Consider the following 11,897-nt stretch of genomic DNA (forward strand, 5'->3'; position numbering starts at 1 on the left):
CCGGTGGACTGGACGATCTGGCCGAAGCGCTCGGGGGCGGGGTAGGGGTCGTAGCCCGGGATCGACTCCAGCTTGTCCAGCGTGCCGCCGGTGTGGCCGAGCCCGCGCCCGGAAATCATCGGAACGAAGGCGCCGCAGGCGGCGACCCAGGGGCCGAGCACCAGTGACACCAGATCACCCACGCCGCCGGTGGAGTGCTTGTCGACCACCGGGCCCGGCAGGTTCAGCGAGTCCCACTGCATGACGTGGCCGGAGTCGCGGGTGGCGGTGGTCAGCGCGACCACCTCTTCGCGGGTCATGCCGTTCAGGTACACCGCCATGGTGAAGGCGCCGATCTGGGCGTCGCTGATGCGATCGTCCGCGATGCCCTGGACGAAGTGCTTGATCTCGTCGAACGGTAGCGCCTGGGCGTCGCGCTTGAGACGGATGAATTCCTGGGGGAGCAGGTGCGCCATGATTAGTAGCCTCCTTGTTGCGGGGCGGCGGCGCCGGCGTTCAGGGTGACGAGCACGTCTCCCAGAAGGCTCGAGGCGCCGAAACGAAAGTGTTGGGGCGTGACCCAGTGCGGGCCCATGAGGTCGGCGGCGAGTGTCAGGTACTCGGCGGCCTCGGCGACGGTGCGCACGCCGCCGGCGGCCTTGAAGCCGACATCCCGGCCGCTTGCCTTGATGGCACCGAGCATGATCTCGGCGGCCTCGAGGGTGGCGTTGGTGGCGACCTTGCCGGTGGAGGTCTTGATGAAGTCGGCGCCGCCTTCGATGGCGAGTTCGCTTGCGCGCTTGATCAGTTCGGGCGTCTTGAGCTCCCCGGACTCGATGATCACCTTGAGGATCGCCTGGTCGCCGCAGGCCGCCTTGCACATCTCCACGAGCTCGCGGCCGGTCTCTTCATCGCCGGCCATCAGGGCGCGGTAGGGAAACACCACGTCGACTTCGTCGGCGCCGGAGGCCACGGCTTCGCGGGTTTCCCGCGCCGCGCCCATGATGTCGTCGCCGCCGGCGGGGAAGTTGGTGACCGAGGCGATCTTGACCTGATCCCTCAGGTTGTGGGCGGTCAAGGCGCGCGCGGCGGTGACGATGAACTGCGGGTAGACGCAGACGGCGGCGGGCGTGCCGACCGGGGTCTTGACCATCTGGCAAAGCGACTCGATGCGTGCGTCGGTGTCGTCGTCGTTGAGGCTGGTGACGTCCATCAGGGCGAGCGCTTGCTTGGCGGCGTGGGTCAGGTCAGTGGGGGCGGTCATGGCGTTCTCGCGTTGAATGAAAGACAGTAATGAAGAATGAAAAAAAGCCCTTGAAAAGCGAACGGGCACCCCTGCGGCGTGCCCGTTTCCCCGCGTGGCGGCGGGCTTACGCCGCCACGCTTCCCAGGGCGATGAAGAAGCCTGCGATCGAGGCCGACATCAGGTTGGAGAGCGTGCCGGCCAGCACGGCCTTGACGCCGAAGCGGGCGATCTCGTTGCGCCGGGTCGGGGCGATGCTGCCAAGTCCTCCCAGCAAGATGGCGATGGAGGAGAGGTTGGCGAAGCCGCACAGCGCGAAGGACAGGATCGCGGCGGTGTGCGCACTCATGGTCTGACCCGTGGCGGCCACCACCTGTTCCCCGTCGATGTAGGGCGCGAGGTTGATGAAGGCGACGAACTCGTTGACCACGATCTTCTGGCCGATGAAGGAGCCGGCAAGCGTGGCTTCCGCCCAGGGCACGCCGAGCAAAAACGCCAGCGGCGCGAACAGCCAGCCGAGGATCATCTCGAGGCTCAGCGAGCCGAAGCCGAACCAGCCGCCCACGCCGCCGAGGATGCCGTTGATCAGCGCGATCAGGCCGATGAACGCCAGCAGCATCGCGCCGACGTTGGCGGCAAGCATCAGCCCCGAGGTCGCCCCGGCGGCCGCCGCGTCGAGCACGTTGGCGGGCTTGTCCTCCTGGGCCTGCAGCTCCTCGTCCACCTTGGTGACGTCGTCGCCGTCCTGGTTGTCCTGGGTTTCCGGCATGATCAGCTTGGCGAACAGAAGCCCGCCCGGGGCGGCCATGAAGGACGCCGCCACCAGGTACTCCATGGGAATGCCGAGCTGGGCGTAGCCCGCCAGCACCGAACCTGCGACCGAGGCGAGGCCGCCACACATCACCGCGAAGAGCTGCGACGGCGTCATGCGCGCGATGAACGGGCGCACCACCAGCGGCGCTTCGGTCTGGCCGACGAAGATGTTGGCGGTGGCCGAGAGCGATTCGGTGCGCGACGTGCCCAGCGCCTTCTGCAGCGCTCCGCCGAGGATGCGGATCACCCACTGCATGATGCCGAGGTAGTAGAGCACAGCGATCAGCGAGGAGAAGAAGATGATCACCGGCAGCACCTTCACGGCGAACACGAAGCCGACGTTGTCGACGTCACCAAGGCCCCCGAACAGAAAACCGATGCCGTCGTTGGCATACACCAGCACCTGGCTCACCCCGTTGGAGATGGTTTCCAGGAACACCTGGCCGAAGGGAATGTAGAGCACGAAGGCGCCGATGCCCGCCTGGATGGCGAAGGCGCCGAGCACCGTGCGCAGGCGAATGGACTTGCGGTCATAAGAGAACAGCAGGGCGATGGCGACCAGGGTGACCATGCCGACCAGGCTCATCAGGAGTGTCATAGGGAGATCCTTCGAGTTCGCGTGGCTCGCTTCGGGTTAGAGGACGTTGAGCTTGACCGAGTAGATCATGGCGTTCTGGTAAACGTCCGGCGCGCCCAGCTTGTTGTTCGAGTAGCGATACTGCACGCCGGTGGTGATCAAGGCCATCGGATGCCACCAGAGGCCCACGGCGCCGTTGGTGCCGGTGCTGCCGGCGGTGCCGTTGACGTAGTTCTGCTCGAGGTAGTCGCGATCGCGGTCGAAGGTCTGCTCGTGCCAGTTGGTCACGCTGAAGTTCTGGTCGAAGGCATCGAAATCGACGCCCGCCACCCAGCCGGCCATGTAGCCGTTCATGCCGGTGTAGCCATCGCTTTGCACCCGCGCCGGGCCGATGAAGGGCTTGAACCAGAGGCCGTTGTCGAACGTGGTACGATAGCCAAGCCCCAGGATCTGGTCCTGCTCGCGGCCATCGAAGCCGTAGTCGCGGAAATCGTAGACGTGAGCGTAAAGCGAGAAGGGCGTGTCGCCGAGATAAATGTGCGAGGTCACCTTGCCCGCGGTGCGGAAGTTGTCCTGACCGCCGCTCGACTCGTCGAACTGGTCGTTGGTCGGGTTCTCGAAATCGAAGAAGCCGTAGAACTCGCCCCAGTGGAAACCCACCGCGCCTTCGATCTCGACGTAGGTGAAGTCGCTCTTGGCAGCATTGCCGGCGGTGCGTCGTTCGGTACCGCTGGACCAGTCGAGGTAGTTCACCGAAACGTTGCCGAAGGACCAGAGCGGGTCGAAGGTGCCTGCGGCCTCATCGCTTGCGAATGCCGGTGTCAGCAAGGCGCCTGCCAGCAAGGTGCCGACCCCGCCTTGAAGGAGTGGGCGCGGGAATCGGGTAGAACGTCGAGTAGTCATTGAGGCCTCTAGATGGTCGTAGCGCGACCGCAGTGTGATTGTTGTAAGCGGTTCCAACAGGAGCGCGCTGAGTATTGTCGGGTGCGGGCTGGCGAATGTTAAAATTATAACATTCGGTGCTAAGTTTTTAACACCGGTTTGCGGCGACCGTCGACATTTCGTGAACGGGGGCTCGAACAACGGGGGAGGGGGCATGAGCGAACGTCGGGAACAGCGTTTCGAGCGTCTGAAGGAAGCGCTGGGCTGCCAGGGGGTGCTGCACCTTCGTGACGCGGCGAAGCTTTGCCAGGTGAGCGAAATGACCATTCGTCGTGATCTTCAGGCGAGCCCGGGGCTGATCGCCCTGATGGGCGGGCGCTTGTTCAAGGTGGCGTCGATGCCTCCGGTCTACGATCTCACCGAACAGGAGGCGCTGGGGCACGCGGTGAAGCATCGCCTTTGCCAGCGCACGCTGGATTTCATCGAGGAGGGTGACACGCTGTTCATCGACTGCGGCTCTACCCTGCAGCCGCTGCTTCCCTTGCTTGCGCGTTTTTCCGAACTCACCGTGGTGAGCTATGCCTTGAACGTCGCCAACCAGGTGGCGACGCTGCCCGGGGTGCGACTCATCCTTATGGGCGGGCTCTACTACGGCGCCTCGCAATCCTTTGGCGGCGACGGCGTGGCCGACGAGATCCGGCGCCTCGGCATCAACAAGGCGCTGATTTCCGCCGCAGGCGTGGACGCAAGGCAGGGCGTGAGCTGCTTTCACTTTCACGAAGTGGCGCCCAAGCGGGCGGCGATCGCCACCGCCGCGCGGCGAATTTTAGTCGTCGATAGGCGCAAAATGGGTGTCGTTCGACCAGCCTATTTTGCTACTCTTAGCGACTTCGATGTGGTGGTCACCGACGACGAGCAGATTTCAAAGCGATTTGAGATGGGCTTGCCGTGCGTGACGGGCATCGCAATCACTTAGCCAAGGCGCGGTATCTAGCGGTTTTTTTCGGGCAGGGTGCGGCAATGCGTCGCTTTCTGCGCGCAGTCGATCGGTAGAAAATATCGCTGCCTTTGTTTGTGCGTCAAGCGCACGCTAAGTTCGCTACCAACCCCATGCGGTAGCGCATATTTTTCCCGGTGTAATCAGGCGTTGCGCCTAGTGCTCTAGGAAAAATATGGGGTGCTAGTTGGTCCGCTATCATGGCCTGGCGTCTGACGCGCTGTGTAGTGACCGGTTTTGTAACGCAACTCTGACGAGATCGCACCATGCAACAACCCTCCAAATGGCGCAGGCGCGGCACGTTCTTCGTGCTCCTTGCGCTGTGCTTGCTGCTGGCAGGCTGTAGCTCGGCCCTGATGGATCCCAAGGGCGATATCGGTGAAGCGCAGCGTTCGCTGATTCTCAGTGCCTTTGGCTTGATGCTCATCGTGGTTATTCCCGTCATTGTGCTCACGATCGCTTTCGGTTGGCACTATCGGCGCAATAACACCGTCGCGCAGTACCTTCCGGATTGGGCACACTCCAACGTGATCGAGGCCATCGTGTGGCTGGTTCCGGTCGTCATCGTCGGTATCCTGGCGGTCATCACCTGGCGTTCCTCCCACGAGCTCGACCCTCACCGCCCGCTCGAAAGCGATCAGCCGACCCTCGAGATCCAGGCGATCTCGCTGGACTGGAAGTGGCTGTTCATCTATCCGGAGCAGGGCATCGCCACGGTCAACGAAGTCACCATTCCGGTCAACACGCCGGTACGCTTTCGCGTGAGCTCCGGCTCGGTGATGAACTCGCTGTTCATTCCGCGCCTGGGTACCCAGATCTACGCCATGGCGGGTATGGACAATGACGTCCACCTGATCGGCAACGAGATCGGTACCTACTGGGGTCGCTCCACCAACTACAGCGGTGCGGGCTTCGCCGGCATGGTCTTCGATGCCTACGTGACCTCCGACGAGGACTTCGAGGCATGGGTCGCGGACGTCGCGGCGTCCCCCAACGAGCTGACGTTCCCGGAAGGCTATTCCGAGCTCGCCGAGCGCTCCTCGTTCGATCCGGTCCAGTACTTCTCCAGCGTGACACCGGAGTTCTACGAGCGTCTGGTCAGCAGCTTCCATACAGGCACCGACCCGGAAACCGATACTCAGGATGCAGATCGCGCTCCAGCCGTCGATAGCAATGAAGCCTATCAAACGACCGAAAACCAAGAAGATGAGGTGGCCGAGGATGGCCAACTCATCAGCAATTAGGCGGGAGGGTAAGCCGTGTTCGGTAAACTAAGCTTTGACGCAATCCCCTTCCACGACCCGATTATCGTGGTCGTGGGCATAGGGATGATTCTCGGTGCCATCGCACTGGTGGCCGCTATCACTTACTTCCGTAAGTGGGGCTGGCTGTGGAACGAGTGGTTCACCTCGGTGGATCACAAGAAACTCGGCATCATGTACTTCATCGTGGCGCTGGTCATGCTGCTGCGCGGCTTTGCCGACGCGATCATGATGCGGACCCAGCAGATGGTGGCCGCCGGCGGTTCCATGGGCTTTCTACCCCCGGATCACTACGACCAGATCTTCACCGCCCACGGCGTGATCATGATCTTCTTCGTGGCGATGCCGATGGTCATCGGTCTGATGAACCTGGTGGTACCGCTGCAGATCGGTGCCCGTGACGTTGCCTTCCCGTTCTTGAACAACCTGAGCTTCTGGCTGTTCGCGGTCTCGGCCATCCTGATCAACATCTCCCTGGTCGTGGGTGAGTTCGCAACCACCGGCTGGCTCGCCTACGCGCCGCTATCAGGGATCGAGTACAGTCCCGGGGTCGGGGTGGATTACTGGATATGGGCGCTGCAGATATCCGGTATCGGCACGACCCTGACCGGTATCAACTTCTTCGTCACCATCCTGAAGATGCGCACCAAGGGCATGACGCTGTTCCGCATGCCGATCTTCACCTGGACCTCGCTTTGCGCGAACATCCTGATCATCGCCTCGTTCCCGATTCTGACGGCGACCATCGCGATGCTGACGCTGGATCGTTACTTCGGCATGAACTTCTTCACCAACGAGCTTGGCGGCAACGTGATGATGTACGTCAACTTGATCTGGGCGTGGGGGCATCCTGAGGTCTACATCCTGATCCTGCCGGCCTTCGGTGTGTTCTCCGAGGTCATCGCGACCTTCGCCCGCAAGCGTCTGTTCGGCTACCACACCATGGTGTGGGCGACCGTGGCGATCACCGTGCTTTCGTTCATCGTCTGGCTGCACCACTTCTTCACCATGGGCGCCGGTGCCAACGTCAATGCCTTCTTCGGCATCATGACGATGATCATCGCGATCCCGACCGGGGTTAAGGTCTTCAACTGGATCTTCACCATCTTCCGTGGCCGTCTGGAGATGACCTCTCCGGTACTGTGGACGCTCGGCTTCATCATCACCTTCACCATCGGTGGCATGACCGGGGTGATGCTGGCTCTGCCGGCGGCGAACTTCGTGCTGCACAACAGCCTGTTCGTCATCGCGCACTTCCACAACGTGATCATCGGCGGTGTTCTGTTCGGCATGCTGGCGGGTCTGACCTACTGGTTCCCGAAAGCCTTCGGCTTCAAGCTGGACGAGAAGTGGGGCAAGCGCTCCTTCTGGTTCTGGATCATCGGCTTCTACACCGCGTTCATGCCGCTTTACGTGCTGAGCTTCTACGGTGCGGCGCGTCGCATGCAGTCCTACCCGAACGCCGAATGGCAGCCTTGGATGATCGTGGCCTGGGTCGGTGCGGTCCTGATCGCCTGTGGTATCGCCTGTACCATCATCCAGTTCTACGTCAGTGTGCGTGATCGCAAGAAGAACGCCGACGTCACCGGCGACCCGTGGGATGCCCGTACCCTCGAGTGGTCCACCTCGTCTCCGGCGCCGTTCTACAACTTCGCGCACGAGCCGACCGTGGGTGACATCGACAGCTTCTGGACCCAGAAGCAGCGCGGTCTCGAGCAGGCGGAGCAAAAGGCCTACCACGATATCCACATGCCCAAGAACACCCATGCCGGTCCGATCATCAGCGTCTTCGCCATGATCTTCGGCTTCGCGATGATCTGGCATATCTGGTGGCTGGCGATCGTCGGCGCCGTGGGTACGCTGGTGAGCTTCCTGGCCCGCGTGTTTAACGACGACATCGACTACTATGTGCCCGCCGCCGAAGTCGAGCGGATCGAACAGGCGCATCTCAAGCGTGTGGAGGCACACTCGTAATGGCGACAGATACACTGCACCACGGCGCCCATGCGGGTGACCACGAGGATCATGATCACCACGAGCATCACGATGTAGCGGGTACCAAGGTATTCGGCTTCTGGGTCTACCTGATGAGTGACCTGGTGATCTTCGGAACGCTGTTCGCCACCTACGCCGTGCTCATGAGGGGCACGGCGGGCGGGCCGACCGGCGCGGACATCTTCGAGCTGCCGCTGATCCTGTTCGGTACCTTTGCCCTGTTGATCAGTAGTTTCACCTTCGGCATGGGCGTTCTGGCCATGAACGCCAACCGGGTCGGCCAGCTGAAGATGTGGCTGGTGGTGACCTTCGTGCTGGGCCTGATGTTCCTCGGGATGGAAGTCTACGAATTCCATCACCTGATCCATGAAGGGTACGGTCCGGACCGCAGTGCCTTCCTCTCGGCGTTCTTCACGCTGGTGGGCACCCACGGCCTGCACGTCACCTTCGGCATGATCTGGATCCTGGTGATGCTGGTTCAACTCCAGACCAAGGGCATCAATGCCGCCACGCGTCCGCGTATCCTGTGCCTGAGCCTGTTCTGGCACTTCCTGGATATCGTCTGGATCTGCGTCTTCTCCTTCGTCTACCTGATGGGAGTGCTTTGAGATGAGCTCTGCTTCTATTGAACCGGCGAGCGCCCACGGTTCCACCAAGTCCTACGTACTGGGTCTGGTCCTGTCGCTGGTCCTGACGATCATCCCCTTCGGCGCCGTGATGATGGGTGCGTTCAGCACCCCCGTCACCGTCTGGATCATCGTCATCACCGCGGTCCTTCAGATGCTGGTCCAGCTGGTCATGTTCATGCACCTGAACACCAAGGCGGACGAAGGATGGAACATGATGTCCTTCGTGTTCACTGTCTCGATTCTCGCCCTCGTGGTAGGAGGCTCCCTGTGGATCATGCATCATCTGCACATCAACATGATGATCGGCTAACCACGATGCCCAGCCGGCGGCAGGATCTTCTGGAGCTCACCAAACCCGGTATCATCGGCGGCAATCTGATTGCCGCCATCGGGGGCTACTTCCTGGCCGCCCAGGGGCAGTTCGACCTGATGACCTTCGTCGCGGTGCTGCTCGGCATCGCGCTGATCATCGGCTCGGCCTGCGCTTGCAACAATGTGATCGATCGCGATATCGATGCCCTGATGGCGCGCACGCGCCATCGCCCGCTGGTACGCGGCAGTGTGTCGATCACCCTGGCGCTGGGGCTCTCGGCGCTTTTGGGCGTGTGCGGTGTGGTGTGCCTGGCACTCGGCACCAACGGCTTGACCGTGGCACTCGCCGTCATCGGCTGGGGCGTGTACGTGGGCATCTACAGCCTCTACATGAAGCGGCACTCCGAGTACGGTACCCTGGTCGGCAGCCTCTCCGGGGCGATGCCGCCGGTGGTGGGTTACTGCGCGGTGACCGGGACCTTCGACAGCGGCGCGATCGCGCTTCTGGTGATCTTCTGCCTGTGGCAGATGCCGCACTCCTACGCCATCGCGATCTTCCGCTACGCGGACTATCAGCGGGCGTCGATTCCGGTACTGCCGGTGGTGCGCGGCATCAAGACCGCCAAGCATCACATCCTCGGCTACATCGTGGCGTTCATTCCCGCGTCTTTGGCGCTGGGGCTGGCGAGCCAGGCCGGCATCGGCTACCTGTGCGTGGCGTTGGTGATGGGCTGCTACTGGCTCTACCTGGCACTGCGCGGCTATCGTCTCAACGACGATGTGCGCTGGGCCAAGCAGGTCTTCGGCGTCTCCATCCTGACCATCACGGCGATGAGCCTGGTGATGGTGCTCGAAGCGGTGGTGCCGCTGGTTTGATACGCAGGTGACCGCCGAAAAAAACGCCCCGAGGCCAAGCCTTGGGGCGTTTTTCGTTGGGCGTGATGAACGCTTTGATCAGCCGTTGCGCTGACCGGCCTGGATCGCGGTCAGGGCGATGGTGTAGACGATGTCGTCGACCAGCGCGCCGCGGGAAAGATCGTTCACCGGCTTGTTGAGACCCTGCAGCATCGGGCCGACGCTCACCACCTGTGCGCTTCGCTGCACCGCCTTGTAAGTGGTATTGCCGGTGTTCAGGTCCGGAAAGACGAACACCGTGGCCCGACCCGCCACCGGGGAGTCCGGTGCCTTCTGCTTGCCGACGCTCTCGATCGCCGCGGCGTCGTACTGCAGCGGGCCGTCGATGGCCAGGTGCGGGGCGCGCTCGCGGGCGATGCGGGTCGCCTCGCGCACCTTGTCCACGTCCACGCCGCTGCCGGAGTCGCCGGTCGAGTAGCTGATCATGGCTACTCTCGGCTCGATGCCGAAGGCCTCGGCGGAGCGCGCGCTCTGAAGGGCGATCTCCGCCAGCGTCTCGGCGTCCGGGTCCGGGTTCACCGCGCAGTCGCCGTAGACCACCACCTGCTCCGGCAACAGCATGAAGAAGATCGACGACACCTGGTTGTACTCCGGCGCGGTCTTGATCAGCTGGAACGCCGGACGCACGGTGTTGGCGGTGGTGTGGATCGCCCCGGACACCAGGCCGTCCACCTCGTCCATGGCGAGCATCATGGTGCCCAGCACCACGTTGTCCTGAAGCTGGGCCTCGGCGGTGAGCTCGTTGAGCTTGCCCCGGCGGCGCTCCACCATCGGGCCGACATAGCTTGCCCGGGTGCTTTCCGGGTCGATGATGGCAAGCTCCTCGGGCAGCGTCAGCCCGCGATGGCGGGCGACGTTCTCGATCTCTTCGCGCTGGCCCAGAAGCACGCAGTCCGCGATGCCCCGGCGCTGACAGATGATGGCCGCTTCCACGGTGCGGGGTTCGTTGCCCTCCGGCAGCACGATGCGCTTTTTGACCTGCTGGGCCTGCTTGACGAGCTGAAAGCGAAACGCCGAGGGCGACAGTCGTCGGGTGTAACCGCTGGAAAGGTTGGCCTTGAGCCAGTCCAGGTCCATGTGAGCGGCAACGTAGCGAGCCACTTGCTCGGCACGCTCGAAATCGTCCAGAGGGATTTCGCGGTTGATCTGGGTCAGGTTCTGGGCGGTGGTGAGGCTATCGGTTTCGACCGCCAGCACCGGCAGGCCCGTGCGCAGCGCAGGCCGGCACATCTCGATCATGCTGTCGTTGGGCATGAAGCCGTTGGTGAGCAGCACCCCGGCGAGCTTGGTGCCGTTCATGGTGGCGAGGGCGGTGGCGAGGATCACGTCGTCGCGGTCCCCCGAGGCCACCACGAGACTGCCCGGCGTGAAGATGTGCAGCGCATTCGCCGCGCTTCGCGCGCACAGGCTCGTCGACATCACCCGGCGCCCGGCGGCATCGCCCTCGTTGAGCAGCCGAGCGTCCAGCGCTCGGGCCACATCCAGGGTGCGCGGGGCGGTCAGGGTCTTGCTCAGGGGCACGATGCCGATCAGGTGGAAGCTTTCCGTGGCCAGGAAGGGCGAGTAGCGACGAAGCTCCTCGAGCACCGGCTCCTCGAGCTGGGGCTTGACCGTGCCCGGGGCGGCGGAAAGCTCGTCCTCGTGGCCGCCGTAGGGCAGGTTCTTCATGCGCATCAGGATGCCGCCCAGGGTGCGCTTGGAACTCACGCCGCCGAAGCTTCGCGCGTGCATGTCGAGCTCTTCCGCCAGGCGCTGGGGCTCGTGGAGGTCCCCGGTACTGACCAGGATGATGCGCGCGTTCAGGGCGTGGGCCAGCTGGGCGTTGGTCTGGGTAGCGTAGGTGGTGTGCTGGGTGGGCACCACGCCCTCGACCACCACCAGATCGAGTGCCGAGCCGTCACGGTAGGCCTGGCGGGTGACCTGGTCGAACAGTTCGACCACGTCCTCCATCAGCTCGTCGGTCTGGTCATCGCGCAGAAGACGCTCCAGGCGCGCCTGGGAGATCGGCGAGGGTGGGCGCTGGTTGAGGGTGCGCGAGACCAGCGCCGTCGAACGGTCGAGCCCCGGCCCGTTGAGCTCGTTCTGCATGAAGGGCTTGAGAAAGCCCGCCTTCAGACCGATGGTATCCAGTGCCTGGATGAGGCCCAGGCAGGCCGAGGTGAGCCCGGCGCCGGCGCTGGTAGGTACCAGCAGGATGGCCTGGGGTTGATCGCTTGTACTATTCATAGAAACGTCTCCAGGCATTGGCGGGTTTCCAGGGCGATGCGGCCCTCTTCGTCGGTGGGGATCACCC

The 11,897-nt window shown here is 63.2% G+C and carries 10 protein-coding genes and 1 pseudogene; 6 read left to right on the forward strand and 5 right to left on the reverse strand.

The annotated features are described in order from the left end of the window. From BIS11_RS03240 to BIS11_RS03255, 4 genes and pseudogenes are all read right to left on the reverse strand, one after another. A pseudogene (locus BIS11_RS03240) lies at positions 1-455 on the reverse strand (thymidine phosphorylase); the annotation flags it as partial. A gap of 2 nt (positions 456-457) precedes the next feature. Then, on the reverse strand, positions 458-1,243 hold the full coding sequence (gene deoC / locus BIS11_RS03245) for a deoxyribose-phosphate aldolase (protein ID WP_253420133.1): 786 nt from the start codon (positions 1,241-1,243) through the stop codon (positions 458-460). A 106-nt stretch (positions 1,244-1,349) separates the two neighbouring features. Next, entirely contained in the window at positions 1,350-2,633 is a 1,284-nt protein-coding gene (locus BIS11_RS03250; RefSeq protein WP_253420136.1) for a NupC/NupG family nucleoside CNT transporter, read from the reverse strand. A 36-nt stretch (positions 2,634-2,669) separates the two neighbouring features. Continuing rightward, entirely contained in the window at positions 2,670-3,515 is an 846-nt protein-coding gene (locus tag BIS11_RS03255) for an outer membrane protein OmpK (protein WP_253420139.1), read from the reverse strand. Positions 3,516-3,708: 193 nt separating this feature from the next. Here BIS11_RS03255 and BIS11_RS03260 point away from each other — a divergent pair, with 193 nt between their 5' ends. The 6 genes from BIS11_RS03260 to cyoE all read left to right on the forward strand — a co-directional run bounded on the left by BIS11_RS03260 (position 3,709) and on the right by cyoE (position 9,565). Next, positions 3,709-4,470: a DeoR/GlpR family DNA-binding transcription regulator gene (locus BIS11_RS03260; protein WP_253420141.1), complete on the forward strand. Its 762-nt coding sequence runs from the start codon at positions 3,709-3,711 to the stop codon at positions 4,468-4,470. A 287-nt stretch (positions 4,471-4,757) separates the two neighbouring features. After that, on the forward strand, positions 4,758-5,735 hold the full coding sequence (cyoA, locus tag BIS11_RS03265; protein ID WP_253420143.1) for a ubiquinol oxidase subunit II: 978 nt from the start codon (positions 4,758-4,760) through the stop codon (positions 5,733-5,735). Positions 5,736-5,750: 15 nt separating this feature from the next. Then, positions 5,751-7,727 carry a cytochrome o ubiquinol oxidase subunit I gene (gene cyoB, locus BIS11_RS03270; RefSeq protein WP_253420146.1) on the forward strand — a complete coding sequence of 659 codons (1,977 nt, stop codon included), beginning with the start codon at positions 5,751-5,753 and terminating at the stop codon, positions 7,725-7,727. After that, complete coding sequence (gene cyoC / locus BIS11_RS03275) at positions 7,727-8,356, forward strand: cytochrome o ubiquinol oxidase subunit III (protein WP_253420148.1); 630 nt, start codon at positions 7,727-7,729, stop codon at positions 8,354-8,356. The genes cyoB and cyoC overlap by 1 nt, the downstream gene beginning before the upstream one ends. A 1-nt stretch (position 8,357) precedes the next feature. Next, positions 8,358-8,687 (forward strand): cytochrome o ubiquinol oxidase subunit IV, encoded by a 330-nt coding sequence (cyoD, locus tag BIS11_RS03280; RefSeq protein ID WP_227388370.1) that lies wholly within the window; start codon positions 8,358-8,360, stop codon positions 8,685-8,687. Beyond that, on the forward strand, positions 8,645-9,565 hold the full coding sequence (gene cyoE / locus BIS11_RS03285) for a heme o synthase (protein WP_253420150.1): 921 nt from the start codon (positions 8,645-8,647) through the stop codon (positions 9,563-9,565). The genes cyoD and cyoE overlap by 43 nt, the downstream gene beginning before the upstream one ends. Positions 9,566-9,643: 78 nt before the next feature. Here cyoE and pta read toward each other — a convergent pair whose 3' ends face one another. After that, positions 9,644-11,830 (reverse strand): phosphate acetyltransferase, encoded by a 2,187-nt coding sequence (pta, locus tag BIS11_RS03290; RefSeq protein ID WP_253420151.1) that lies wholly within the window; start codon positions 11,828-11,830, stop codon positions 9,644-9,646. Between the last annotated feature and the right edge of the window lie 67 nt (positions 11,831-11,897).

The sequence above is a fragment of the Halomonas sp. 707D4 genome, assembly GCF_024158685.1.
Classification (GTDB): domain Bacteria; phylum Pseudomonadota; class Gammaproteobacteria; order Pseudomonadales; family Halomonadaceae; genus Vreelandella.